The organism is Ruoffia sp. FAM 24228 (genome assembly GCF_045528575.1).
GTDB classification, from domain to species: Bacteria; Bacillota; Bacilli; order Lactobacillales; family Aerococcaceae; genus Ruoffia; species Ruoffia halotolerans.
Window position 1 is genome coordinate 16,571 of sequence record NZ_JBGQQZ010000002.1, and the last position, 25,068, is coordinate 41,638.

29 protein-coding genes are annotated in these 25,068 nt (G+C 35.2%); all 29 read left to right on the top strand.

Annotated elements, in window-relative coordinates; genetic code table 11:
* The first annotated feature begins 201 nt into the window (after positions 1 to 201).
* The 29 genes from ACEN33_RS00555 (at position 202) to ACEN33_RS00695 (ending at position 25,068) form a co-directional block, all read left to right on the top strand.
* The gene (locus tag ACEN33_RS00555) at positions 202 to 1,092 is read left to right on the top strand and encodes a bifunctional 5,10-methylenetetrahydrofolate dehydrogenase/5,10-methenyltetrahydrofolate cyclohydrolase (protein ID WP_407089206.1); all 891 of its coding nucleotides are present in this window, start codon (positions 202 to 204) and stop codon (positions 1,090 to 1,092) included.
* Positions 1,089 to 2,471, top strand: a complete 1,383-nt coding sequence (gene xseA / locus ACEN33_RS00560) for an exodeoxyribonuclease VII large subunit (protein ID WP_407089205.1) — start codon at positions 1,089 to 1,091, stop codon at positions 2,469 to 2,471. Before ACEN33_RS00555 ends, xseA begins: the two co-directional genes overlap by 4 nt.
* Positions 2,472 to 2,474: 3 nt before the next feature.
* Positions 2,475 to 2,711, top strand: a complete 237-nt coding sequence (locus ACEN33_RS00565; protein WP_138404076.1) for an exodeoxyribonuclease VII small subunit — start codon at positions 2,475 to 2,477, stop codon at positions 2,709 to 2,711.
* Positions 2,704 to 3,588 (top strand): polyprenyl synthetase family protein, encoded by an 885-nt coding sequence (locus tag ACEN33_RS00570; RefSeq protein WP_407089204.1) that lies wholly within the window; start codon positions 2,704 to 2,706, stop codon positions 3,586 to 3,588. The genes ACEN33_RS00565 and ACEN33_RS00570 overlap by 8 nt, the downstream gene beginning before the upstream one ends.
* An 8-nt stretch (positions 3,589 to 3,596) precedes the next feature.
* Positions 3,597 to 4,409: a TlyA family RNA methyltransferase gene (locus ACEN33_RS00575; protein WP_407089203.1), complete on the top strand. Its 813-nt coding sequence runs from the start codon at positions 3,597 to 3,599 to the stop codon at positions 4,407 to 4,409.
* Positions 4,410 to 4,428: 19 nt separating this feature from the next.
* On the top strand, positions 4,429 to 6,162 hold the full coding sequence (recN, locus tag ACEN33_RS00580) for a DNA repair protein RecN (RefSeq protein ID WP_407089202.1): 1,734 nt from the start codon (positions 4,429 to 4,431) through the stop codon (positions 6,160 to 6,162).
* A gap of 18 nt (positions 6,163 to 6,180) precedes the next feature.
* Positions 6,181 to 7,128 carry a tRNA (adenosine(37)-N6)-dimethylallyltransferase MiaA gene (gene miaA, locus ACEN33_RS00585; protein ID WP_407089201.1) on the top strand — a complete coding sequence of 316 codons (948 nt, stop codon included), beginning with the start codon at positions 6,181 to 6,183 and terminating at the stop codon, positions 7,126 to 7,128.
* Between the two features lie 17 nt (positions 7,129 to 7,145).
* Positions 7,146 to 8,390, top strand: coding sequence for a GTPase HflX (hflX, locus tag ACEN33_RS00590; protein ID WP_407089200.1), 1,245 nt, complete (start codon positions 7,146 to 7,148; stop codon positions 8,388 to 8,390).
* A gap of 1 nt (position 8,391) precedes the next feature.
* Positions 8,392 to 8,958 carry a peptide deformylase gene (gene def, locus ACEN33_RS00595; protein ID WP_407089199.1) on the top strand — a complete coding sequence of 189 codons (567 nt, stop codon included), beginning with the start codon at positions 8,392 to 8,394 and terminating at the stop codon, positions 8,956 to 8,958.
* Positions 8,959 to 9,216: 258 nt separating this feature from the next.
* The gene (locus tag ACEN33_RS00600; protein WP_407094337.1) at positions 9,217 to 10,152 is read left to right on the top strand and encodes a tyrosine-type recombinase/integrase; all 936 of its coding nucleotides are present in this window, start codon (positions 9,217 to 9,219) and stop codon (positions 10,150 to 10,152) included.
* Positions 10,153 to 10,263: 111 nt separating this feature from the next.
* Positions 10,264 to 11,340 (top strand): hypothetical protein, encoded by a 1,077-nt coding sequence (locus tag ACEN33_RS00605; RefSeq protein ID WP_407094338.1) that lies wholly within the window; start codon positions 10,264 to 10,266, stop codon positions 11,338 to 11,340.
* 269 nt (positions 11,341 to 11,609) lie between these two features.
* Positions 11,610 to 11,852 carry a hypothetical protein gene (locus ACEN33_RS00610; RefSeq protein ID WP_407094339.1) on the top strand — a complete coding sequence of 81 codons (243 nt, stop codon included), beginning with the start codon at positions 11,610 to 11,612 and terminating at the stop codon, positions 11,850 to 11,852.
* 29 nt (positions 11,853 to 11,881) lie between these two features.
* Positions 11,882 to 12,067, top strand: coding sequence for a hypothetical protein (locus ACEN33_RS00615; protein WP_407094340.1), 186 nt, complete (start codon positions 11,882 to 11,884; stop codon positions 12,065 to 12,067).
* 56 nt (positions 12,068 to 12,123) lie between these two features.
* Positions 12,124 to 12,315: a hypothetical protein gene (locus ACEN33_RS00620; RefSeq protein WP_407094341.1), complete on the top strand. Its 192-nt coding sequence runs from the start codon at positions 12,124 to 12,126 to the stop codon at positions 12,313 to 12,315.
* 82 nt (positions 12,316 to 12,397) lie between these two features.
* Positions 12,398 to 12,583, top strand: coding sequence for a hypothetical protein (locus tag ACEN33_RS00625; RefSeq protein ID WP_407094342.1), 186 nt, complete (start codon positions 12,398 to 12,400; stop codon positions 12,581 to 12,583).
* A gap of 281 nt (positions 12,584 to 12,864) precedes the next feature.
* The gene (locus ACEN33_RS00630) at positions 12,865 to 14,154 is read left to right on the top strand and encodes a hypothetical protein (protein ID WP_407094343.1); all 1,290 of its coding nucleotides are present in this window, start codon (positions 12,865 to 12,867) and stop codon (positions 14,152 to 14,154) included.
* A 50-nt stretch (positions 14,155 to 14,204) separates the two neighbouring features.
* Positions 14,205 to 15,092, top strand: a complete 888-nt coding sequence (locus ACEN33_RS00635) for a hypothetical protein (protein ID WP_407094344.1) — start codon at positions 14,205 to 14,207, stop codon at positions 15,090 to 15,092.
* A 377-nt stretch (positions 15,093 to 15,469) separates the two neighbouring features.
* Complete coding sequence (locus ACEN33_RS00640) at positions 15,470 to 16,231, top strand: hypothetical protein (RefSeq protein WP_407094345.1); 762 nt, start codon at positions 15,470 to 15,472, stop codon at positions 16,229 to 16,231.
* A gap of 29 nt (positions 16,232 to 16,260) precedes the next feature.
* Positions 16,261 to 16,431, top strand: a complete 171-nt coding sequence (locus ACEN33_RS00645) for a hypothetical protein (protein WP_407094346.1) — start codon at positions 16,261 to 16,263, stop codon at positions 16,429 to 16,431.
* Positions 16,432 to 16,456: 25 nt separating this feature from the next.
* Positions 16,457 to 16,642, top strand: coding sequence for a hypothetical protein (locus ACEN33_RS00650; protein ID WP_407094347.1), 186 nt, complete (start codon positions 16,457 to 16,459; stop codon positions 16,640 to 16,642).
* Between the two features lie 73 nt (positions 16,643 to 16,715).
* Complete coding sequence (locus tag ACEN33_RS00655) at positions 16,716 to 17,117, top strand: helix-turn-helix domain-containing protein (RefSeq protein WP_407094348.1); 402 nt, start codon at positions 16,716 to 16,718, stop codon at positions 17,115 to 17,117.
* On the top strand, positions 17,104 to 18,489 hold the full coding sequence (gene terL / locus ACEN33_RS00660) for a phage terminase large subunit (protein WP_407094349.1): 1,386 nt from the start codon (positions 17,104 to 17,106) through the stop codon (positions 18,487 to 18,489). Before ACEN33_RS00655 ends, terL begins: the two co-directional genes overlap by 14 nt.
* Before the next feature lie 28 nt (positions 18,490 to 18,517).
* Positions 18,518 to 19,945: a phage portal protein gene (locus ACEN33_RS00665; protein WP_407094350.1), complete on the top strand. Its 1,428-nt coding sequence runs from the start codon at positions 18,518 to 18,520 to the stop codon at positions 19,943 to 19,945.
* Between the two features lies 1 nt (position 19,946).
* On the top strand, positions 19,947 to 20,891 hold the full coding sequence (locus ACEN33_RS00670; RefSeq protein ID WP_407094351.1) for a phage minor head protein: 945 nt from the start codon (positions 19,947 to 19,949) through the stop codon (positions 20,889 to 20,891).
* A 122-nt stretch (positions 20,892 to 21,013) separates the two neighbouring features.
* A complete protein-coding gene (locus ACEN33_RS00675; RefSeq protein WP_407094352.1) occupies positions 21,014 to 21,595 on the top strand; it encodes a hypothetical protein in 582 nt (193 codons plus the stop codon).
* A gap of 13 nt (positions 21,596 to 21,608) precedes the next feature.
* Positions 21,609 to 22,319 carry a GIY-YIG nuclease family protein gene (locus tag ACEN33_RS00680; protein WP_407094353.1) on the top strand — a complete coding sequence of 237 codons (711 nt, stop codon included), beginning with the start codon at positions 21,609 to 21,611 and terminating at the stop codon, positions 22,317 to 22,319.
* Between the two features lie 64 nt (positions 22,320 to 22,383).
* Positions 22,384 to 23,223 (top strand): P22 coat protein - protein 5 domain protein, encoded by an 840-nt coding sequence (locus ACEN33_RS00685; RefSeq protein WP_407094354.1) that lies wholly within the window; start codon positions 22,384 to 22,386, stop codon positions 23,221 to 23,223.
* Between the two features lie 89 nt (positions 23,224 to 23,312).
* Positions 23,313 to 23,834 (top strand): hypothetical protein, encoded by a 522-nt coding sequence (locus tag ACEN33_RS00690; protein ID WP_407094355.1) that lies wholly within the window; start codon positions 23,313 to 23,315, stop codon positions 23,832 to 23,834.
* Between the two features lie 4 nt (positions 23,835 to 23,838).
* On the top strand, positions 23,839 to 25,068 hold the full coding sequence (locus ACEN33_RS00695) for a hypothetical protein (RefSeq protein WP_407094356.1): 1,230 nt from the start codon (positions 23,839 to 23,841) through the stop codon (positions 25,066 to 25,068).

Genomic DNA, 25,068 nt, shown 5'->3' on the forward strand with positions numbered 1-25,068 from the left:
TAATATTTAAAGTTCATTTTTGTGATTAAAACGTATGTCCTAAACAATTCGAACGATATGGGCAGTTACTTACTTTAAATGTCGACTAAGATTGTTAGATTTTACGAATTCAGTTATACTGAGTCTACGAATTAAAGTGACCGATGGGTTTTATAGATATCGGTTAATCTAGAATTTAAATTGCAGAAAGAAGGCGATACAATGTCTAAAACTCTAGTCTTAGATGGAAAGCAATTATCGTTACAACTACGTGAAGAATATAAACATGCGGTAGAAAAGCTGAAGGGAAAGCATATCATCCCGAAATTAGTCGTAATTACTGTTGGTGAAGATCCAGCAAGTAAAATTTATGTTGGGCAAAAAGAAAAAACGGCTCAATATATTGGCTTTGATTTTGAGTGGCTCACTTTAGAAGATTCGATTACTCAAGCTGAATTACATGAAACGATTGAAGGGTTAAATGATGACCCAACAGTCACTGGGATGATTGTTCAATTCCCACTACCAAAACATTTAAGTCAAGTGGCAGTCACAGAAGTTATTCGACCAGATAAAGACGTTGATGGCTTTCATCCTTATAATATGGGGAAAATTGTCGAAGGCACTGGCGATTTATATCCTTGTACACCAAGAGGAATTTTACGTTTACTTGACCGTTACAATATCGATATTAAAGGGAAAGACGTTACTGTTGTAGGTTACAGCCAAATTGTTGGAAAACCATTGTCGATTTTATTAGCTAATAAAGGCAGTACTGTCACAATTACACATCTCTTAACGCGAGAATTGCATCAACATTTAATTCATGCCGATGTTGTCATGGTCGCTGCCGGTTCACCGCATCTGGTGAAAGAAGAGGATTTAAAAGAGGGCGCGATTGTCATTGACGTTGGGATTAATCGTTTAGATGATGGGAAACTCGTCGGGGATGTTGAATATGAAGGGGTATTTGATAAAGTGAGTGCCATTACTCCAGTACCTGGTGGCGTTGGTCCAATGACGGTAGCGATGTTAATGGAACAAACGATTCTATGTGCCTGCATTCAACATGGATTAAATAGCGAGGACTATATAGACGGAGTTAGTTTATGAGTGAAAAAAACCAAGAGTACTTAACAGTACAGGCGTTAACCAAATATATTAAAAGAAAATTTGATGTCGATCCACATTTACAACGAGTGTTTGTTGTAGGAGAGGTTTCAAATTTTCGCTTGAGACCCAATTCTCATCAATATTTTAGCTTGAAAGATGAAGGAGCAAGAATTAGTGCAGTGATGTATCGTTCGGCTTTTCAACGCGTCAAGTTTAATATTGAAGAAGGAATGAAAGTATTCGTTACCGGAAAGATTACTTTATATGAACCCTCTGGCGCATATCAAATCGTGATTGATAGTATTCAACCAGATGGTATTGGTGCTTTATATCAACAACTTGAACAATTAAAAGAAAAATTCAACAAAGCCGGTCTATTTGATCGATCTAAATTACCAATTCCACGCTTTCCTAAGAAAATTGCAGTTATAACGAGTCCAAGTGGAGCAGTAATTAGAGACATTATTACGACCATCAATCGTCGCTATCCCATCGTTGAAATCACTGTCATTCCAACCAGAGTACAAGGGAAAGAAGCCGCTGGAGAAATCGTGACAGCCTTCAATAAAGTGAAAGATAGACAAGACGAATTTGACACAGTCATTGTTGCACGTGGTGGAGGTTCTATTGAGGACCTTTGGTGCTTTAATGACGAGCAAGTCGCGATGGCTATTCTAAATTGCCCGATTCCAGTAATATCTTCAATTGGTCACGAAACAGATACAACCTTGTCTGATCTTGTGGCTGACATTCGAGTTGCAACCCCAACTGCTGCGGCTGAAATTGCTGTACCAGTCTTACAAGAAGTATTAACTTACTTAACTCAGATAGATGAGCGCGTATTTTATTCAATGAATCAACGCATTCAATATTTGCGAAAGTATTATGAGCGCTTTGCCCAATCTTATGTTATGACTCAACCTGAGAGATTATATCAACCATACATGCAACAGCTAGACTTAGCGGTCGAAAGATTGAATAATAACAAAGATATTTACTTTACAGAGCAAAAAAATCAAGTAAATGTGTTGAAACAACGACTGTCCTTACAACAACCGCAAGGGCTTATTAATCAATATCAAAAAGATTTAACGGCTTTTACGAAACAATTAAATCGTAATATGGAACAATTTCAATACAATAAGAAAGTTGTCTTTGGCAATCTCATGCAATTGCTTGATGCATATAGCCCATTAAAGAGCGTTCAAAGGGGTTATGCTGTCGTGACATCAAAAGATAACATTGTAAAACATATCACTGAAGTTGAAAAAGATGATATGATTAAGGTGAATTTAAGTGATGGACAAATCGAAGCGCAAGTAACAAAAACATCCACAGACAATATATTTCAACAGCTTTCTGATACAGAGAAGGAGTAAACAATGGCAAAAACAAAACAACCAGAAAATTTCGAAGAAGCATTACAAGAATTAGAACAAATTGTATCTCAACTTGAAAAAGGCGATTTACCTTTAGAAAAAGCGTTAGAATCTTTCCAACGCGGTGTAGAATTAAGCCAATATTGCCAAAAATCTTTAACTGATGCAGAAAGCACAGTCGCTAAGATGATGACAGACAAAGGCGATGTTGAATTAGATAGAGAGGTTATGAATGATTAAGCAAGATTTAAACGATTTAAGAAATGTATTTGAAACTGAATTAGACAAACATATTCGCCTTCTTCAAACTCCGATTGAAATGTTAAAACCAATGATTTATTCATTAAAAGGTGGCGGCAAACGACTACGTCCGTTACTATTACTGGCTATCTTAAACGCAGAATCAGAGAAACATATGAAAAAAGGAGCAACTACAGCGGTTGCTTTAGAATTTATTCATACGTATTCTTTAATTCATGATGATTTACCAGCGATGGACAATGATGACTTGAGACGGGGTCAACCAACCGCTCATATTAAATTTGATGAAGCGACAGCTATCCTAGCAGGGGATGCATTATTAACGGATGCATTCAGTTTAATTAGCGACGATTCAAAATTAAAGAGCAAGCAAAAAGTAAAAATTATTTCTTTACTGAGTTCTTCCGCAGGTTCACACGGGATGGTCGCAGGTCAACTAGGGGACATGCAAGCGGAGAATAAAGAAATTACGTTAGAAGAATTAAATCAAATTCATGAATTTAAAACGGGGAAATTATTTACCTTTGCGACACAAGCCGCAGCCATTATTGGAGAATTCAGTCCTGAAGTTGAAGAGTTATTAGTAAACTTTGGTGAAACTTTTGGCGTTTTATACCAAATTCACAATGATTTACTTGACGTGATTGATGACAGTACGTTATCTGGAAAAGGACATTCAAGTGATGAATTTAACAAGAAATCAACCTATCCAAACTTACTTGGTTTAGAAGAATCAAAAGAAGTTTTAGGTCAAGAACGCGAAAAAGCTGAAAAAATTATTGAAAAAATTACTAAGTTGAGTGGAACGGATTACAGTATTTTAAATAAATTTCTCTCATTTACAGATATAGACTAAGGAGTCATATGAAAAAAGAACGATTAGATAAATTAGTGGTTCAATCTGGACTAACAGACACACGTGAGCAAGCGAAACGCTTGATTATGGCAGGGCAAATTTATGATGCGAATAACCAGCGCTATGATAAACCAGGTGAGAAGATTGATATTACAAAAGAGTTGCATATTAAAGGAAAGACCATCCCATATGTGAGTCGCGGAGGCTTAAAATTAGAAAAAGCGATTAAACATTTTGGTATCGATATGACTGATCATATCTTACTTGATATAGGTTCTTCTACCGGTGGTTTTACGGATGCAGCCTTACAAAACGGTGCAAAGTTAAGTTATGCCTTGGATGTAGGCTATAATCAATTAGCTTATAAATTACGTCAAGATGAACGAGTGGTAGTGATGGAGCGTCAAAACTTCCGTCATTCAGTGCCTGAGGATTTCACGGAAGGAACGCCAACAATCGCGAGTATTGATGTCTCGTTTATTTCACTCGGATTAATTTTACCACCACTTATTCCAATCTTAGAACAAGACGGATCGGTATTAGTGCTTATTAAACCACAATTTGAAGCAGGACCAGAGCGTGTCGGTAAAAAAGGGATTATTAAGGATATGACTGTTCATAAAGATGTCTTACATGAAGTCATCGATATGATGTGCCGTATCGGCTATACCATCGAGAATTTAACTTATTCACCAATTACTGGTGGCGAAGGAAACATTGAATTTCTCGCCCATATTAAAAACTCAAAAGAATTGAACAATGATAGTAAAGCAAACATAAATATTGAAGAGATAGTGCAAACAGCACACGATAATTTATAAAAACCAATGGGGTGAAGTTATGCTACAAAGTTTAACAATTGAGAATTTTGCGATTATTGAAGCAGTGAATATTGATTTTACCGAAGGGATGACGGTTCTTTCAGGTGAGACAGGAGCCGGGAAATCAATTATTATTGATGCCCTAGGTATTCTTTGTGGTGGTCGTGGGTCAAGTGGTTATATTCGACACGGAGACGATAAATTATTAATTGAAGGCTTATTTACTTTTGAGCAAATACCTGAAGACTTAGAAGATGTCCTAGTCGAATTTGGATTAGAGGTTAATATAGCCATGGATGGTTTGATTATTCGACGAGAAATTAATAAATCAGGGAAAAATACCATTCGAATTAATGGTCAATTAGCTAACGTCACCTTACTCAAAGAAATAGGGAACTATCTCGTAGATATTCATGGACAAAATGAACATCAAGAATTGTTAGACCGTACAAAGCATTTATCTTTATTGGATAATTATGGCAATAAAAGAATTAAAAAAGAGTTGGAGAACTATCAGAAAGCTTATATGACTTATAGCCAACTTCGTAAAGAGTGGCTAGATGCTCAGCAATCTGATACGAATGACCGCCAACGAGTAAACTTCCTTGAATTTCAAATTAATGAGATCGAAGAAGCGCAAATAGTTATTGGTGAAGATGAGGAACTCGAAGAGATGAGTAAACAATTGCAACACGCTCAACAAATTAATCAAAATATGAGCACTATTAATAGTTTACTTAGCGAATCAGATCAAAGTGTCATCACGCAATTAGATCAAATCTTGTTACTATTAGAAGAGATTAAAGATTATCAACCCCAACTCTCAAACATCCATGACAGACTCTCGTCATCTAAATATGATTTAGAAGAATACAGTCATCAATTGGCCGCACTTGATAATGACTTCGATGAAGAAAATCAAACCATTGATCAAGTTGAAGACCGATTAGGCGAATTAAGTCGCTTAAAGCGAAAGTATGGGATGGAATTAAGTGAGATATTAGATTATTTCAACCAAATATCTGAAGAAGTTTATCAAATTATTCATCGGGAAAGTTATCTTGCTGAACTTGAAGCTCAATTGAGTGAAGCTTATCAAAGTGCGTTAGATAAAGCTAAACAACTTAATGACAAAAGACAATCCATTGCCCAAGATTTAATTTCAGCTATTGAAGCAGAATTAAAAGACTTGTATATGGAGAATAGCCGCTTTACAGTTCGATTTAGTGAACCTAGTATTGATACTGCTTTAAGCATGGTTAACATCGATGAAAATGTGAGATTAACACCAGCTGGATTTAATAGTGTGGAGTTTTATGTCGCAACTAACCTGGGAGAAGATCAAAAACCATTAGTTCAAGTCGCTAGTGGGGGAGAGTTATCGCGTTTTATGTTGGCATTGAAGACCGTATTTAGTCGCGAAACATCACCCAAAGTGATGGTATTCGATGAGATAGATACTGGAGTCTCTGGCCGAGTTGGACAAGCCATCGCTGAAAAGATTCGCGAAGTATCCCAATACCATCAAGTATTTTGTATTACACATCTCCCACAAGTAGCAGCGATTTCGAATAAACAATTGTATATCTTTAAGCAAGTCGAAGATCAAAAGACAGTCACAAATGTGAAGCAATTATCACCGAATGAACGCATTGAAGCCATAGCACTCATGCTCTCAGGAAGAGATATGACTCAAACATCACTTCGTATGGCTAAAGAATTATTAAAAGAATATCACCCAATGAAAAAGTAAGTATAAAGGATAATGTACATGGATTTAAAATCAATATCGATACTCGTCATAGCAGGACCTACAGGTGTAGGAAAGACGCAACTGAGTATTAATTTAGCGAAAGAATTTAATGGTGAGATTATCAATGGCGATAGTCTGCAAGTGTATAAGCACTTAGATATCGGAACAGGAAAAATTACGCCTTCTGAAATGGACAGCGTTCCCCATCATATGCTTGATATTCTTGAAGTTTCAGAACCTTATAACGCAAGTGAATTTAAACATGAAGCTACAAAATTAATCAAAGAAATTCATCAAAGAGGGAAACTACCAATAATTGTCGGTGGAACAGGACTCTATTTAGAAGGCTTGTTATACGACTTAGAATTTGGGAGAGACGATAGCCAAGATGAGGTAGTTCGAAAAGAGTTAGAAGAACAAGCGTCAGAATTAGGTGATTTAGCCATGTGGAACCGATTGAACGAACTCGATCCAGAAGCAGCCAGGAAAATCCCATACCAAAACGTTCGTAGAACCATTCGCGCGCTTGAGGTTATTCAAGTAACGGGAAGGTCTTTTTCCAGTCAAACAGGACACGACACAAAAGAATCGGTATTTAATGAATGCTTATTAGTATTAAATCGCGAACGAGAAGCATTATATGATAGAATAAATTTAAGAGTGCATGAAATGGTCAAAGCCGGCTTAGAAAACGAGGCAAAATGGTTATATGATCAGGCAGAAGGTGCCGATTGGCAAAGTGTGAAAGGTATCGGCTATAAAGAATGGTGGCCTTACTTCAATAATCAAATGGATAAAGAAGAAGTCATTGAAACAATTCAACAAAACTCCAGACGTTATGCCAAACGACAATTAACGTGGTTTAGAAACCGTATGAAGCACCCACAATGGATCGATATGACGAATGAAGAACGCGCAATAAACGAAGCTTCACGTATAGTGAAAGAACATATAGAGAATAATTGAAAGGTTGATAAAAAAATATGATAGAGACTGAAAATCACCCCGAGAGGGTACTTATAGTCGGAGTACAAACAGAAAACATTTCAGATTTAAAATTTGAAACGATCATGAAAGAAATGAAGGCACTAACTGAGACAGCTAATGGTCTACCGGTTGGAGAAATCACTCAAAAATTAAGACGCATCGATCAGAAATCCGTCGTAGGTAGTGGAAAACTAATGGATGTTCGTGATTTTGTCATTAACTCTGATATTGATTTAGTTATCTTTTTAAATAGATTATCACCAAACACAAATATGTATTTAGAAGAACAACTTGACGTAAAAGTCATTGACCGTGTACAATTGATTCTTGATATATTTGCTCAAAGAGCGCGAAGCCAAGCAGGGAAACTTCAAGTTGAACTAGCTCAATACCAATATTTACTTCCAAGAGTCATCGGACAAGGGACATCATTATCTCGACTAGCCGGTGGGATTGGAACTAGAGGACCCGGTGAGACTAAACTAGAACAAGATCGTCGTGTCATTCGAGGTCGCATTCATACGATTGAGAAAGACTTGAAACAATTGGAAGAACACCGTGAAAGAACGCGTATTAGAAGACAGTCAGGGCGAGAATTTAATATTGGTCTAGCAGGTTATACAAACGCAGGGAAATCAACCTTGTTACGCGAATTAACTGAAAGTGAGACGTATGTTCAAGACCAATTATTCGCAACCTTAGACCCTTTAACGCGTAAGTTAGAAATTAACGGTCATGATGCCTTCACTATTACAGATACGGTAGGTTTTATTGATGAACTACCTACAGAATTAATTCATGCATTTAATTCAACATTGGAAGAGATTCGCTTTGTGGATTTATTAATCCACGTCGTAGATGCCTCTCATCCAGCAAGCAATATGCATGAAGATACCGTCGTAGAGTTGTTAAAAGAGTTAGATATGTATCATATCCCAGTCTTAACTGTCTACAACAAGATAGATAAAGCAGATTCAGGTTTCGAACCGACATTGCAACCAAACGTAACTATCTCTGCACTGGACAAAAAAGGTATTGAAACTTTAAAACAAGCGATTTGGGATATCTGTATATCGAATGCAGAAGAATTCCAAGTAGAAATTCAACCTGAAGAAGCAGAATTATTAGCGCTATACCGACAAAAAACTTTAATAAAAGACATTGAATTTAATGAAGAATATCAGTATTATATACTATCGGGATATCGACGACGTCTAACTGATATAAGAAATGAGGAATAATATGATAACAATGAAAGATTTTGTTCCTGAAAAAGAACCAATCTTAAGAGAAAAAGCTAAGCCAGTAGAGTTTCCAATCAATGAAGAATTGAAAGAGACAGCTGTGGCTATGAGACAATTCTTAATAAACAGCCAAGATTCAGAAACGGCTGAAAAATATAACTTGCGTCCAGGCGTAGGAGTAGCAGCACCACAAATTGGTATCGACCAACAAATATTTGCTGTATATCTAATGGATTATGATGAAGAGGGAAATGAAACTGAACCTCTGATTGATGAAATCTTTGTTAATCCAAAAATCATAAGCCATGCGGTTCAAAAAGTAGCGTTGAAAGAGGGCGAAGGCTGTCTCTCAGTTCCTCGCGAAGTACCAGGAATCGTTCCAAGACCTAAACGTGTAACGGTTAAATATAATGATTTAGAAGGTAACGAAAAGAAAATTCGTTTAAGAGATTATGAAGCGGTGGTTGTACAGCACGAAATTGATCACATAAAAGGAATCTTATTCTACGATCATATTGACGAAAAAACACCTTGGGAACCAGATGAAGATACAACATTGATTTAGTGAAAAATATCGACAACTCTTTTAATATTGTTATTGACAATTCAGTCAATCATGGGCTATACTATAAGAGTTGTCAGTATTGATTTGGTCTAGTAGCTCAGCTGGATAGAGCATTCGCCTTCTAAGCGAACGGTCGCAGGTGAAATATAGACTGAAAGTGTCAATGTAAGCATGTTTTCATTGACTTTATATAATCAAAGCGAACGAACCTTTTCATAAATCGGACTAAAAAATTCGATGGAGAGAAGGTTCTTTTTTATGCAAAAATTTAAGAAACAGATGAGCTTTAGTAAGAATTTTTCAAGCAATAGAGGTAGAATTTTAGTAGAAGATGCAGTAGATGATTTGATTAAAGAGCATAAATTACTGGGATATCGAGAACGAACATTGACAGATTATAATATACATATGATGAAGATGTGTGAAATCAATGAAGTACACTACTTAGATGAGTTAGATAGACAATGCTTAATGAACTACATTCAATTAAACGAGAATGCTAAGCCTTCAACAAGACGTACAAGACTAAAAGCTGTAAGAGCTGTACTGACAAAGTTCCTAGATAGAGGAATGATAGAATACGCATTCTGGAAAGATATCAACATCAGAGTAGATGAAGAAGTCAAAGAGGGAACAACTGAAGAAGAAATCATGGTGTTGTTCAATATGTTAGATTTTGATGATTATATCGAATTCAGAGATTTTACCGCAATACTGTTTATCTGGGAAACAGGCATCAGAATGAATACATTACAGAATATTGAAATGAATATATTTGATTTCGAAAACAATCTTGTTAACTTCCCACCAAGTATCATGAAAAATCACAAAGGGCTTAAATTACCATTTTCAGACGACTTAGCAATGCTGATAAAGAGACTTGATGCCTGGAACAAAGAAATTGGCTACACAGGTGAAAAGCTGTTTATATCCTCAAAGCCACATCTATTTGAGAAAACAGACTTTGCGAAATTATACAGTAAACGAACTCAACAATATCAAAAAAGATTTGGTGTAAAGAATATCCGAGCACATGACTTAAGACGTGGCTTTGCAAAGAGGATGCTTGAAACTGGAATAAATATAGCTGTTGTGAGTAAAGCATTGAGTCATAGTTCAATCGCAACAACGACAAAATACTTACATTATAGCAACGATGAAGTCATTGATGAGTTAAGAAAATTGAATAGATAGTCTAGATGAGTCCCACATAATAAGGGGCTCTTTTTTATATATCAAAATAGTACTAGCATAAGATGGCTGTATTTGATAATATTTATTTATAAAATATTAATGAGGTGTACAATGAAAAAAATAGCTAAAATGTTGCTTGCTTCTTCATGTTTATTAGTCGGTACTAGTCTTATTCCAAGTGTCAATGAAGGTTCTGTTAACAGTGTATATGCGGAGGAAGAATATTCTTATAACGACATTTTTTCTGAGGATTATCCTGAAGACTATGATGTATATGTTAGGAATGGCTGGATAAATCGTATTGTTAATGAGATAAAAAATAAATATCAAACTAAAGAGATTGAAACTAGATATATAAGTAAAGACTCAAAAGAGGAAGGTGTAGGAATTAAATTTGATGACCCTAACATTAAATATGCGGAGGATTTTGGTCCTGGCTATGATTTCTATGTAAGATTTTCTGAAAAAGAAGATACAGGAGAGGAATTTATCGAGATATTATTATATGAGAAACTTAATGGTAATCATGACCTTTTATATAACCTAGCACTAATATTAGATAAAGATGCAAATGAAGATGATTTTAAACGAATACCAGAAGACAAAAGTGAAAGTGGTTCATTTAATACTTCTGATACTTCGGAAGTTGAAGTTTTTTATGGAGAAGACTTTAAGGACTTGATGGGTCCTGGAACAGGAGTTCGTATGAATCTAACTTCTAAACTGGATAATTCTGAAATTAAAGATTTAAGTAGTATAGACAGTGATAGATTACCTGATTCAATTAGGGAAAAATTTTTAGAAGAGCAACAAGAAGTTACTCCCGTTGAACCTGAACCTGAAGAAGAAGCATTCAATCCAGATTCATATGAAATCATCGCTTATGAAGATATTATGCGAGACCGAAGTGGTAAACTTGGAACTAAACACACATTCTATGCTGAAGTCCTTCAGTACTTTGAAGATGGTGATAATGCCATGGCTATGCTAATGAGAAATGGCGATTCTGATATGATATATCAAGCGTACTTTACTTCATTACCAGAAAATAGACTAGTAGAAGGCGATGATGTAGATGTTTATGGAATATTGACTGGGTTACAGGGGTATGAGACAGTAAGAGGTAGCGAAAACACAACACCAGTTATTTTTATTGATGAGATACTTATCAAAGGTATTGATTACTAAAAATATACACCTATTCACCAGGGGGCTATAGGCCCTCTTTTTTTTATGGAGTCAATTTAAAATCAACTTTGTAACACAAATGTAATAATCATCTTATTCATAATATAGAACAGAAAATATAGTGAATATAATTAAATTGATATAAAAATATTTCAATAAAAAGCTTGACTTTCGGTTGGAAGTATGGTATACTGTAATTAGAAGTGAGAGAGAAATATTTTTTTTAAAGTAAATGTTAAAGTTTCTAGAATAGAAGGGGGAAAAGAGATATGTTGGAAGAAACTCAGGTATGTATAACGTGTGAGATTGAAAAATCATTAACAGAATATTATAAAGATAAGAGGATGAAAAATGGTTATAAGAATGAATGTAAAGAGTGTGTAAAAGAAAGAAGAAAGAAACGATACGAAGAAAATAAGGATGAGGTATTAGAATATAATAAACAGTATTATAAAGCCAATGCAAGTAAACTAAGAGAAGATAGAATGAAGAAATATTACGGTAAAAAATAAATATAAAATTAACAAGGAGAGGAATGATAATGAAAAAAATAACAAGAGATGATTACAGATTAGATGATTTTGAGGTGGTGGAAAAATTAGAGGAAGTTTACAGTATAACTTATGATTGGTTTGATGAGGAACGTGGTGAGTTTGTTTATTCAGAACCAGTTACTTGGATTTATAATGATGATTACTACGAAATAAATGAAAGCGACTTTAACTAAGATGATGGTCAAAGTTAGACAATGTCAATTAGACATATAACAAGGAGAGGAATGATATGAAGAGAAATAACTACCATTTTGTGTATAACAAAGCTTTAAGAAATCAGCTGATGGATGCTAATGAGGAGTATATATGTGTCGCACATGCTTTAACAAGCTTTGATAAGTTCTGGCTGTTCGAGAAGAATGAGGTAGCAGATAAGATAGTGAAGAATTTTGTTGATGGCTGGAAAGATGTAGTGGCTTAAAAAAGCCTTCTGCCAAAAATGTCATATACGGACATTTTTAGAAAGTATGAAATCTATAAAATTAACAAGGAGATGTTTAACCATGACAAATTACAATAAATACTTTTATTGCTACAGCAAGCCAATGAGAAATTACTTAATGGATAAGAACTTTAAATTTATCACAACAGCCTATGCCGTGAGTACAGGCAAACAATTTTGGATGTTTGAAAGTAGCCGTGAATTAATAGAGTCAGTTGAAGAATATAATGAATTGAGGGTAAGTTGAGTTGGAACACTTTTGTTCCATCACATTTTTCCATTTGGAACACTTTTGTTCCACGCTAAAGTCGTGTTTGGAACGATTGGAATTCTGTAAAAACAGGGTAAGAACCTAGACTAGTACGAGAGATAGCCCTTGTTTTTAGACACTTCCAAACTGCGCTTATTAAAGAACCTATATATTAAAGAACCGATTGTATTAAAGAACTAATATTACTGTGCGCGCGGGGCGCTTACAGTTTATCACAATTTATAAAACTTTTAAAAAATAAAGGAGTGTAAAAACTTATGAGTAAAAATAATAAAAAGGACCAACTGGTTGAAAAGGTGTATGCAATATTTGAAGAGGATAGTCAATCATATAATGAGTTTGTTGATTCAGTTACGTATGAATTTCCAATATCACAGATTGGATTTGCTAAAGATGGAAGTAATTATAGAGTAAGTGCAGATGATGCCGTGGATTCGACTTGGCTAGTAGCGACACATTTATCAATAGCAAGCTATACATTATGGGATAGTGGATACAAGAAGGCAAACATGCAAAGTGCTTGGGCTACTAGACCGATTAGTGTATCAGATATACATGATGTTTTTAACTTTAAGGCAAAGAATACATTTAAGAATAGAAAGAGGATTCAGGCTTCAATTGAACTACTGATAAGCAAAGGCATTATCTCAGTGGAACCAGTATATACAGATAAGGTTGATTTGAACGAACATAATATCAAATACATTTTCAAGCAAGAGATTACTGTTTTAAGCGAGGATAAAACTAAAGGACGTTCATATTTTACTTGCTCTGTTGATGCTCTTATTAAGCTAACTAAATTAGATGAGACTGATACTGAGAAAATAAAACTTATCGCATCATATACTACTGTCATTACAGGTGTGAATAGAGTTGATGATTTAGATGATTATTTTAGTAATAACAATATTAAAACTATCAGAACTTTAAGGGAGGCATTCCCATTTGTGAGTCAGAAAGTGATGGCTCAAAGAATTGGATTTTCAGAAAACACACTTGGGAAACGAATCAAGAAGCTGTCAGAGATGAATTTATTGTTTGTTGTAAAAGCCCAACAGCCTCAACATGTTGAAAATCAATGGAAGCATTTCTATGCTAAGTATGAACAAAGATTCTTAATGAAGAGCTTCTTTACCGCTATGGCGGAAACATCATCTGAAATTGATAATGAACGATTAGTTGATATAAAACATGCCTACAAAGAGATTGATTTCAAACCTAAAAAAGTAATGAAAATCACTGATGAACCAATTATTGTTAAGTTTGTCGATATCTATCTGAACAACAGAGATAAAATCCAACAATTTAAAGAAGCTAAACCAGAGATTTGGGGCTCAATTGAGGATGAGGTTGTGAGGCGAGCAAATGAGATTCAAGCTGAGTCTGAGAGCTGTATAGACACTACAGAGAGTTCTGAGAGTGAAGATGATGATTTACACTGTTCAGATTTGTTCTCTCAACCTGATGCATATACGGATGCTGTAGCAGATAATGATGATGAGTATAGCTTTAATGAAGATGAAAACCCATGGTTAAAAATAGTATAAGGCGCAGAAGTATCTAATTAAAACAAAATAAATTATGGAGAGGATGATAAATGAATGAAAATATTAAGGAATATATTGATGAAGTGTTTGGAATGTGGTTTGAGTTAAAGGCTATCCAAAATAAGAATTTAGACTTACGTTACGAAATCAACAATGAGTTCTTAAATGTCCAGTGTGGACAGGCATACAAAGAGAGAAGATTCAACTACAATTACCATGCTTTTCAGAGCAACTACATCTATCACTGCTATGAGGTTATGCTCACTTTTGAGGCTTCTGAGAGGGAGTGGAAGCAGATTATAGAAGAGGTTAGTCAGAGCCCTGGACAGCCACAGGGCAAGGCTGAGGAGCTTTCTAAGTACATATACAGCAGAGCTAAGTGGGATGTGTTAAAGGAGCATGATGCTAAGTTTTCCAGACGTGTAAGGAATGGGGATAAACATGCAAAGGTATTCCTTAATCCTTCAAACTTCTCTGACTTAGTTAATGATGATGGGGAAGCGGTACCCATTGATTTGATGATTGAGCAGGGAAATGAAAGCGCTTACAAAGAGAGCTTTATACAAGCTTGGTTCAGAGAAAGGAAAGAAGACATCTTAACAGAGTCTCAGATAGAGTTCTTGGATGCCTTAGAGGAGGCTAATCATCTGCTGTTAGAGGATGATACGAATGAAGAGGTTGAGCGCATAACTCAGACATACAGGAGTAATATAGATAGTAAGTTGCAACGGATTGCTGACAGACTTATCAAAGCGTTTAAAGAAGATTATCCTGAGCTGAATTTGAGGTTTAATAATAAGCCGAGATTACGTAGTAAATTAATTGAGTTAGATGAGGGTGTAAAGTATGCAGAAATCATAAATACCTTAGGTCATCCAATTGTTTATGAAGATGAAAATATTTTTAAAGCAGAAGAAGTTCAGATGTATACTGTATAATCAATAAATTGAAATCAATATAATCATATTTTGTTATGGTAATGTGCACTGACATTATAGAGATGAAAGAGATTATAGAGGAGTTGATTTAAATGATTGATAGAGGGGAGCAATTATACTACAAGTGCTATTCATACAGGCAAATGAAGTTCATTCAAAGTCACGGAGTAGAGGTATTAAGCTCAGATATAAATGAGAGAACTCAAAATAGATTCTGGCTGTACGAAATGGATGATAACTTATCTGATATTTTGACTAGATATTCAGAGATATACACTAAAAATAAAGAATAGAAATAAAATAAAATACGAACATCAATTTTGTGAGAGAGGGTGTGAGAGTAAATTGATAGTTCTTCTAATCAAGGAGAATTATTAATGAAAATAAAAGAATTATTAACAACTAAAGAATTTGAGAGAGTGAATATTGAGCGTTTCACGAATGAATATTTTGAAAAGGTTCATGGGTATGGGGTTGTCGATTTATTCGATGCCTTAAAAAAAGAATTTGGACGAATTCCAAGTCAAAAAGAATACATAGAGAGAGGGCTGATGCGAGCCGAAGAATTCTTTGCCGATAACCCAAATCAATGGTGTGGATACTCATTAGGTAATCATACTTTTACATGGGATGAGGATTTAATCAGAGCTGTTAAAAGTAGATTAGATAGAACTTATAATAGTTACGTGATTGAGGCTCAGGTAGAAGAGTATGTTATAGATAATTATGATGTTAAGATGCCAAGAAGTGATAAAGAGTTCTACTTGGATTACAACTTTGGTTCAGATATTACCATTCTGTTAGAGGATAGATTTTACTATATACATGTAGCGAGAGATAGTAAATATAGTAGGGAGCATTTAGCAAAGAAGGGTGATAGGAAATCATACATACCGATAAATGGAAAGAAATTTTACTGGACTAGAAAATGGAATAAAAGACATACTGGACACCATTCATTATTATACAATGCCAGGAGCGCTAATCAGACTGAGACAGTGAATGGATTAGTATTATTTAGGGATGAGTATTTAAGAGAATACTTTGACAAACTGTTCAGTGGCAATGAGTATGATGTTCTGGGTGAGAGTGAGATAGAAGAGTATTATAGATTTTTAAAGCGTAACAAGATAATTTAATTAAAATAATGATAAAAGGAGTGATTAATATGGGACAGATAGTTTTATGGGTGTTTATTATAGCAGGTGTAGCAGGAGCTATAAATGGTGTAGTGAATGCTGAGAAAATCAAAGCTAAACGAAAAGCTAAAAGAAGAGCTAGAGTTAAAAAGGTTAGAACTAAGTTTAGCAATTTTAATGATGATACAAAACCAGAATAAATTATTAAAATGGAGATGATTATTAATGATGAATATCTTAATGATTTTAATGTTTTTTGCAATGTTTTTTGCAACTTTTACAACAATTGATTATTTCATTAGTTTATACAAAAAATACAGAATTTACCAAAAAGCATATGATATTTCAGTTAATAAACTGGAAGAGGAAATAGAGAGAGTAAACAAGATAGTAGAGGAAAACAAGCTGTGAGAAGCTGAGACATCATTAGCTTGATGTCTTTTTTTTATTGTACAAATTTTAACTTGGAGGTGATTTGTGGGCTATGAATACGAAATGGAGAAAATGTATTGAGTTGATGTTAAGCGGTGAGTTAAATCAAAAGCAAATCGCTGGCAAGTTAAAGGTATCAGAACAAACGATAATCAACTGGAAAAAAGATGAACGCTTTCAAGAGCTGAAGTTTAAGATGGAAAGAGAAGTGTTGAAGAACATGACAAGTAAAGCATTTAGAACATTAAATGAGTTGCTTGACTCAGATTCAGACACAGTACGTTTTTATGCCGTGAGAGATATTTTAGATAGAAGTGGTCATAAAGCTGTTGATATATCTGAAGTAACCGCTAAATCTGAAGTGAATGTAGTAAATAATCCAATGACTGAGTTGTCAGCAGAGGAATTAGTTGCGTTTATCGCTAAAGCAGATGATGAAGATGAAGATAAGTAAAGAGCTAGTTTTAGAAGCTAAGAAAGAGTTAGCGAGAAGAGACTTTTATATGTATTGTCAATTGATGATGCCTAATTTTTACAAGAAGAATAGAAGCTATTTAGCTCTACTCACAAACTCAATGCAAGAGTTTTTAGAGTCTGAGGATGATATATTAATTATAAACGTTCCACCTCGACATGGTAAGTCATTGAGTGCACAGATGTTAGCAACGTGGGTATTAGGTAAAGATTATAAGACAAAGATTATGACAGCTTCATATAATGAGCGACTATCTACTACTTTTGCTAAGGGTGTTAGGAACACTATTGCGACTGAGAAGTTAGATAAAAATCTAGTCTACAATGATATATTTGCTGATACAAAGGTTAAGTATGGTGAAGCATCGGCTAGTCAGTGGGCATTAGAGGGTTCAGAGCAGACAAACTACCTTGCTACCTCACCAACTGGTACAGCTACTGGGATGGGAGCTAATCTAATATTAATTGATGACTTGATAAAGAACGCTGAGGAAGCTAACAATGCTAGAGTATTAGAAGACCATTGGACTTGGTTTACAGATACTATGCTGTCTCGACTAGAGTCAGGTGGTAAAATTATTCTCATCATGACACGTTGGAACAGTAAGGACTTAGCTGGTAAAGCATTGAGTGACTTACCTGAGATTGGCTATAAGGTTAAGCATATCAACTTAAAGGCTAAACAAGATGATGGAACAATGCTATGTGATGATATCTTATCACTGGAAGAGTATGAGAGAAAGAGCAGAACAATGAGTCCTGAAATTGCTTCATCCAACTATCAGCAAGAACCTATTGATGTTAAGGGGAGACTTTACAAGGAATTTAAGACTTATGAGACATTACCTGAGTTTGAGAGGATTGAGGCTTACATTGATACAGCGGACACTGGTAGTGATAAGCTCACAGGGTTAATCTACGGTATCAAAGATAAACAAGCTTATGTGATTGACTATATAAATACTAAAGACTCTATGGAGATAACAGAACCTCTAGTGGCTAAGAAACTAATAGAAAATGGAGTCAACTTAGCACACATAGAAAGTAACAATGGTGGTAGAGGATTTGCTAGAAATGTTGAGAGGATTATGAAAGAAAAGTATGACTCTAATAGAACAGTAATCAGATGGTTCCATCAAAGTAAGAACAAAGTTGCAAGGATACTCACAGCTTCATCATGGGTACAACAGAACGTTTATTTCCCAGATGGATGGGAGACGAGCTGGAGAGACCTGTATGAGGACTTAATGAGTTATCAGCGAGAAGGCAAGAATAAACATGATGATGCACCTGATGCATTGACAGGTATATATGACAAGATGGAAGGACAAGCAAGTAATTGGCTAGTATAGTCATTACAACAACAAAGGAGGTGTTCAATTGATAGATTTAACAAAATATAGTGCAAGTGCAGAGCTAACTAAAATAATCAATCAAGACTTGATTTCAACTGAAAAGAAAGATATGAAAGTCTCTAAACGCTACTATGAAAAGGAGCATGATATTTTAGATTATCGTTTATTCTACGTTGACTCAGATGGTGTAACCAAAGAAGAGAAAAATCGTAGCAATATTAAGATTCCGTATCCATTTTATACTGAAATCATAGACCAAAAAGTTAATTATCTATTAGGTCAACAGATAGAGTTCAAGACTAATAATGAGCAACTGGAGTCACTGTTAAAGAATTATATAGACCCCAATTTCCATCAACTTTTAAATGATTTAGTCGAAGGAGCATCATTAAAAGGGAGAGAAGGAGTTCACTATTATTATGACAGCAAAGGGATGATAAGATTCGAGATTGCTGATTCATACAATCTAATATTCTTGAATGATGAATACGGTGAACTATCTCAAGTGATTCGACATTATACAGTGAAAGCTGATAAAAATGGTAAGCAGAAAACGATTCAAAAGGCTGAAGTGTTTACAGCAGAAGGTGTATATTACTTTGTGAAGAATAATAACTCATATGCTATTGATAAGACAAAGACTATGAACCCACAGCCTTATCGAATGCTGAAGAAAGGTGACACACTGTATAAGCCAAATGTGGCTCAGAATCTCCCTATTCTATTAATGGAGAACAACAAACAGCAAACGACAGATTTAAATGGTATCAAAGACTTAATCGATAACTACGACTTAAATGCTTCAAGTTTATCTAACAATCTACAAGAGTTTGACTATCCTATCTACGCTGTAAGAGGCTTTGAAGGTGATAGCTTAGATAATCTAGTTAACAACTTACAAACTAGAAAGACCATTGGAGTATCACAGGATGGTGGATTAGACGTACATCAGTTAGATGTTAAATATGAAGCACGAAAAGCTAAGCTAGATATTGATAAGGAAGCTATCTATAGATTCTCAATGAGCTTTGATAGTTCAGGTAATTCAAATGGTGATAGAGCTTTAACTAACATTGGAATTAAGAGTAGATATTCATTGTTAGACATCAAAGCTAATAAGACAGAAACGAGATTGAGAAAGGTGCTAAATCAGATGTTAGAGTTGATTCTAGAGAACATCAAAGAGCTAACTAACCAATCATTTGATGTGTCAGAGATAGAAGTTGTATTCAATCGTTCAGCTTTGACAAATGAAAAGGAGCTTGCAGAGCAAGAGAACTTACAAGCACAAGCATTGCTAACTCGAATCAATGCAGTTATGAATACATCATTGATATTAGATTCACAATTATTAGCTGAATTATTGGCTAAAGAGTTAGGACTAGAATCAGATGAAGTCATTAAGCTGATTAAGAGTGAGGATTACATTGAACCTTTAAACGTAGGTGAGTAAGATGCTGAATAAGTGGCAGAAAGAGTTAGCTAGAATCACTGGTAAGGCTGATAAAGCGACTGAGAAGCGGTTGAAAAGTATATTTGAGAAGACATTGAAGACACTAGAGTTTGAGATGGAAGATTTGCTCAGTCAAGATAAGATTAAGTTTTGGCAGTTGTTTAGAGCATCAACATTACAAGACATGCAGAGTCAAGTGAATAGTGTTTTGTATGAGAACTATGAAGAGATAATGAATGAGAGCTTATCATATTTACAATTGAAGCAACAATTAGGCTGGGATGAAGTGTTTTATGATGCGACACAACATCTAAATATAGACTTCAATCGAGTTGATTTGAATCAAGCTTATTCATTAGCTAACTTTAGTGAAGATGAACTAGCTGAGAGATTGAGTGAGAACTTGTACTCTAACACAGAACAATTAGCTGGACGTGTCGTGAATAGGTTAGACAATACTTTGCTAACTGGTGTATCATCTCAGAAGATTGCTAAGGAGCTTATGCCTGATATCAAAGACGTGTTACAGAAGGAACTTAACACTGAATACAACAAAGCTATTCGAATAGTTAGGACTGAGAGTACACGTGTTAGTGGTACAGCTAAACAAAACAGTATGGAACATGCTGAATCACTTGGTATAGAGGCTAAGAAGATGTGGGTATCATCTTTAGATAATCGCACACGTGGCTCACATCAACACCTAGATGGTCAGGTTGTTGGGATAGATGAAGAGTTCGAAGTGAATGGTTCAACAGCTAAAGCCCCAGGTGGTTTTGGAGTGGCTGAAGAAGACATCCATTGTCGTTGCAAGGTTGTAACTTTAATTGAAGACAATAAGCCTATAACGAGACGTGTAAGTGTATATGATGAAGAAGGCAATAAGACAGGTACAGAATTGGTAAATTATAAGACATATGAAGAGTGGTCTGAAGCTAAACACTAGCTTGAGGCTTAATTTGTATTGACCTAGTTATGTCATTAAACTAACTGTTCGCAGTCATGCGATAAATGACTAATCCAACTCTTGGTCATACCAAGTAAAACATTATGAAGGAGAATAAAAAAATGAAAAGAGATTATCTATTAAACGAATTGGAACTAAGTAAAGAAGTGGTTGATAAGATTTTTGCTGAGCATGGTCAAGCATTGAACGCAGAAAAACAAAAACATGAAGAAGCTGTAGAGGCATTGCAGACTAAGCTAGATGAAGCTAATGAGACTATTTCTAAAGCTAGTGAGTCTAAAGAAGGTTTAGAACAAATTCAATCTGAACTAGAGGATTACAAGACTAAATATGAAGAGGCACAAGCAACACTTGATAGCGAGCGAAAAACTCAAAAAGTAAAAGAAGCGCTGACAGCTAAAGGTGGGCAAGATACTGAATATTTAATGTTTAAACTTGGTGAAGTTGAAGATGTTGAGAAGGTTGATGAGTTGGTAGATAAGCTCAAAGAAGAGTTGCCAAGTCATTTTGGTACTCAAACAGAAGTGAAAGAAGACAAGAAAGAAGATGTAGAGATTATCAGTAAACCACTTGAGAAAGGTGATAGTAATAAGACTTACTCATTTGATGAACTGAGCAATCTATCTACAGAAGAGATAAATAGCAATTGGTCTCTGATTAGTGAAAGCTTATCTAACCAATAGGAAAGGTGGTTAGATGACTTATGGAGTTATTTATTTAATCACCAATCAGATTAATGGTAAGCAGTATGTAGGGCAAACAATACAACCAATAGAGACAAGGTTTAGACAGCATTGTAACAATAGACAATATTTCTCTTTATTAACTCACTCAATTAATAAATATGGTAAAGATAATTTTACTGTTGAAGAGATTGATTTTGCGAGTAATGAAGACGAGTTAAATGAAAAAGAAATATATTGGATATCTAAACTAGAAACTTTATCGCCTAATGGGTTGAATTTAGACGGTGGAGGATTAGGTTGTATAGCTTCAGAAGAGACTAGAATAAAAATGGGAAATTCTAGAAGAGGTAAGAAGCATACAAAAGAGACTAAGGTTAAGATTGGAAAAGCTAGTAAAAGAAATTGGGAGAATGGTGTTTTAACTGGTAGAACAGGGATGAAACATACAGAGGAAACTAAAAAACTAATGAGCATGAAAGCTTCAGGTAAGAATAATTCTATGTATGGGAAATCTGGAAAGCTATCTCCTACAGCAACGAAAGTAATTAATTTAGATACTGAAGAGGTATTTGACACTCTTTTAGAAGCTTCACAGTTCTGTGGAGTCGTCCCTCCAGCAATATCAAATTGTTGTAAAGGTAAAAGCAAAACCTCTGGCGGTTACCATTGGCAGTACTATGAAGATTATTTAAAAGAACAAGAAGAAACAAAAGCCTCATAAGAAGGCTTATTTATTTACAAAAAAATACAGTCAATAAGACTTAAAACAGGAGAATGATTAAATTATGACTATGAAGAATTTTATTCCAACTATTTGGAGCGCACGTTTAGCTAATCACTTGGACGCAAACTTATCAGCTTTAGCAATGGTAAACACAGACTACCAAGGTGAAATTGCTAACATGGGTGATACCGTAAAAATCAACCAATTTGGAAATGTAACAGTTTCAGATTACAACGGTACATTAGGTACACCAGAAACGCTAACTTCTACTCAACAAACATTAGTTATCGACACAGCTAAATCTTATAACTTCATTGTTGATGATATTGAAGAAGCACAATCTAATATCTCTATTGTTGATAATGCCACTGAACGTGCTGGTGTAGCAATGGCTGAGCAACTTGATAAAGACTTGTATGAAGTAATGGCAACTGGAGCAGGAATCAAGGTTGGTTCAGCAAGTACACCAATTGAAGTGGATAAAGATAATATCTATGACACAATTGTTGACTTAGGTGTTACACTAAACGAGAAGAATGTTTCAAAAGCTAACCGCCGTTTAGTATTACCACCATTTGCAATCGGATTATTAGCTAAGGATTCACGTTTTACTAAAAATGAAACTGTATTAGCTTCAGGAGTTGTAGGTCGTGTTGGAGGATTTGATATTATTGAGTCTAACAACTTAAAAGCTACAACTAACTATACAGCCGCAGTTGGAGGTAACTCTAAAGCTACATCGTTCGCTAATCAAGTAGTTAAATCAGAATCAAATAGAGCTACTGACTCATTCGGTGATATTGTTCGAGGATTAAACGTTTACGGACGAAAAGTAGTATCAGCTGATGAATTAGCAGTTGTTTACATCAAGCTAAAACCAGCTGAAGCTCCAGCAGGATAATAGTTAACAATTAAATAACACTAGGGACGATTATCAAGCAGTTGGTAGTCGTCCCATTTTTTTTAGAATAAATATAAAGAGGTGGTAAAATGCTAAAACTTTTAGATGCAAAGAAGATAGATAAATCAATCACGCAAGATGATATCGATGCTTTGGAGCAAAAAGTAAGAACACTAACTAATAATAAATTCCACCATAAACATATCAAGAATCGTAATTTGTCTTTCTTCGATAATGGAATAATTACAGCTGATGAAATCATTGGATTTAAAGTTGGAGACAGAGTTGAGATTGTTGGGACCAAATTTAATGATGGGTTATATAACATCATATCTGTAAGTAAAAACATCTTAACAGTTGATTCTGAATTCATTGACTCTACTGATAGAGGTGCGTTCGTAGTTAAAATAGACTATCCAGTTGACATAGCAAATAGTTTGAAGGAAATCATCAGATATCAGGCTAAGATGGCTAATAAGACTGGTGTGAAGACAGAACGTGTTAGTAGAACATCAGTAACCTATCATGATGTGAACTCATCTGATAATGTTGAAGGAATCCCATCATCATATTGGTCGTTTATTAGAAAATATAGAAAGATTAGGTGGTGATAGGATGGACAAGTTTGTAGTTAAACAGCTCATACAAGTGGAAGATGGAATTGGTGGATATGAAGAAGATTATCAGACGGTATTAATCTCAAGTGGATTCTTGGATTTGATGACAGGTACGAATGAGAACAACGTACAAAATGCATCAGTTGAACAGTCAACTCACATTCTTATTACAGAGTGGTTTGCAGATTATAAAGATGTAATTAGAGAACAAATGGTAGTAGATTTTGATGACATGAGATACAGGATTACGTTTGTTGATAATCCAACAGGATATGATGACCATCTGGAGATTTATCTGAAATTTGAACGACAGATAAGTGAACGAGAAGTCATTGATGATTATCTCGAAGATTATTTTAAGGATATGATTACTGAATATGTATTTAACGATGTGGACTCCACATATTTTGTAACCCATGATGATTTAGCAGACTTAGTAATAGATATTAAAAACATAGACTTATCTGATTATGTGACTAGAGTAGAGTTAAGGGCTTTAGAACCCACTAGAGGTCCAATGGGTCCAATGGGTCCAAAGGGTGAGAAAGGTGATATAGGTCCAAAAGGTGAACGAGGCTTACAAGGATTAAATGGAAATGATGGTAAATCAGCTTATGAGATTTGGTTAGACAGTGGCAATGCTGGTACAATACATGATTTTTTCAATGCTTTAAAAGGACCAAAAGGCGATACAGGAGAGCGTGGTGCTAAAGGTGATACTGGTCCTCAAGGACCTCAAGGACCTCAAGGACCACAGGGAGACCAGGGGATTCAAGGTGAACAAGGTGTCGATGGTAAGGGATTCACTATTGCTAAAACATTTAGTTCTGTTGATAAGTTGAATGGTGAGGAATTATCAGAGAATGATTTTGTCATGATTAGTACAGATAATGTTAATGACCCTGATAATGCAAGGTTGTATTTATGGAGCGGTGAGGAATTTAAGTATATCTCTGACTTATCTGGTGCTCAAGGAGTGCAAGGTCCCAAAGGACCTCAAGGTATTCAAGGTGAGCAAGGAATAAGAGGAGAGACTGGTCTACAAGGTCCACAAGGAGAACAAGGTGAGCAAGGTGAACGTGGTCTACAAGGTCCACAAGGAGAACAAGGCTTACAGGGTGAAACTGGTCCGAAAGGAGACTCATTAAGGTATCAAGCAATATCCCAAGCCGATTATGACAGTTTGGAAGTTAAGGACCTAAATACTCTCTATCTGGTGGTGGATTGA

Coding starts and splice junctions, on each gene's coding strand:
- ACEN33_RS00555 (WP_407089206.1), top strand. CDS start 202: ATGTCTAAAACTCTAGTCTTAGATGGAAAGCAATTATCGTTACAACTA.
- xseA (WP_407089205.1), top strand. CDS start 1,089: ATGAGTGAAAAAAACCAAGAGTACTTAACAGTACAGGCGTTAACCAAA.
- ACEN33_RS00565 (WP_138404076.1), top strand. CDS start 2,475: ATGGCAAAAACAAAACAACCAGAAAATTTCGAAGAAGCATTACAAGAA.
- ACEN33_RS00570 (WP_407089204.1), top strand. CDS start 2,704: ATGATTAAGCAAGATTTAAACGATTTAAGAAATGTATTTGAAACTGAA.
- ACEN33_RS00575 (WP_407089203.1), top strand. CDS start 3,597: ATGAAAAAAGAACGATTAGATAAATTAGTGGTTCAATCTGGACTAACA.
- recN (WP_407089202.1), top strand. CDS start 4,429: ATGCTACAAAGTTTAACAATTGAGAATTTTGCGATTATTGAAGCAGTG.
- miaA (WP_407089201.1), top strand. CDS start 6,181: ATGGATTTAAAATCAATATCGATACTCGTCATAGCAGGACCTACAGGT.
- hflX (WP_407089200.1), top strand. CDS start 7,146: ATGATAGAGACTGAAAATCACCCCGAGAGGGTACTTATAGTCGGAGTA.
- def (WP_407089199.1), top strand. CDS start 8,392: ATGATAACAATGAAAGATTTTGTTCCTGAAAAAGAACCAATCTTAAGA.
- ACEN33_RS00600 (WP_407094337.1), top strand. CDS start 9,217: ATGCAAAAATTTAAGAAACAGATGAGCTTTAGTAAGAATTTTTCAAGC.
- ACEN33_RS00605 (WP_407094338.1), top strand. CDS start 10,264: ATGAAAAAAATAGCTAAAATGTTGCTTGCTTCTTCATGTTTATTAGTC.
- ACEN33_RS00610 (WP_407094339.1), top strand. CDS start 11,610: ATGTTGGAAGAAACTCAGGTATGTATAACGTGTGAGATTGAAAAATCA.
- ACEN33_RS00615 (WP_407094340.1), top strand. CDS start 11,882: ATGAAAAAAATAACAAGAGATGATTACAGATTAGATGATTTTGAGGTG.
- ACEN33_RS00620 (WP_407094341.1), top strand. CDS start 12,124: ATGAAGAGAAATAACTACCATTTTGTGTATAACAAAGCTTTAAGAAAT.
- ACEN33_RS00625 (WP_407094342.1), top strand. CDS start 12,398: ATGACAAATTACAATAAATACTTTTATTGCTACAGCAAGCCAATGAGA.
- ACEN33_RS00630 (WP_407094343.1), top strand. CDS start 12,865: ATGAGTAAAAATAATAAAAAGGACCAACTGGTTGAAAAGGTGTATGCA.
- ACEN33_RS00635 (WP_407094344.1), top strand. CDS start 14,205: ATGAATGAAAATATTAAGGAATATATTGATGAAGTGTTTGGAATGTGG.
- ACEN33_RS00640 (WP_407094345.1), top strand. CDS start 15,470: ATGAAAATAAAAGAATTATTAACAACTAAAGAATTTGAGAGAGTGAAT.
- ACEN33_RS00645 (WP_407094346.1), top strand. CDS start 16,261: ATGGGACAGATAGTTTTATGGGTGTTTATTATAGCAGGTGTAGCAGGA.
- ACEN33_RS00650 (WP_407094347.1), top strand. CDS start 16,457: ATGATGAATATCTTAATGATTTTAATGTTTTTTGCAATGTTTTTTGCA.
- ACEN33_RS00655 (WP_407094348.1), top strand. CDS start 16,716: ATGAATACGAAATGGAGAAAATGTATTGAGTTGATGTTAAGCGGTGAG.
- terL (WP_407094349.1), top strand. CDS start 17,104: ATGAAGATAAGTAAAGAGCTAGTTTTAGAAGCTAAGAAAGAGTTAGCG.
- ACEN33_RS00670 (WP_407094351.1), top strand. CDS start 19,947: ATGCTGAATAAGTGGCAGAAAGAGTTAGCTAGAATCACTGGTAAGGCT.
- ACEN33_RS00675 (WP_407094352.1), top strand. CDS start 21,014: ATGAAAAGAGATTATCTATTAAACGAATTGGAACTAAGTAAAGAAGTG.
- ACEN33_RS00680 (WP_407094353.1), top strand. CDS start 21,609: ATGACTTATGGAGTTATTTATTTAATCACCAATCAGATTAATGGTAAG.
- ACEN33_RS00685 (WP_407094354.1), top strand. CDS start 22,384: ATGACTATGAAGAATTTTATTCCAACTATTTGGAGCGCACGTTTAGCT.
- ACEN33_RS00690 (WP_407094355.1), top strand. CDS start 23,313: ATGCTAAAACTTTTAGATGCAAAGAAGATAGATAAATCAATCACGCAA.
- ACEN33_RS00695 (WP_407094356.1), top strand. CDS start 23,839: ATGGACAAGTTTGTAGTTAAACAGCTCATACAAGTGGAAGATGGAATT.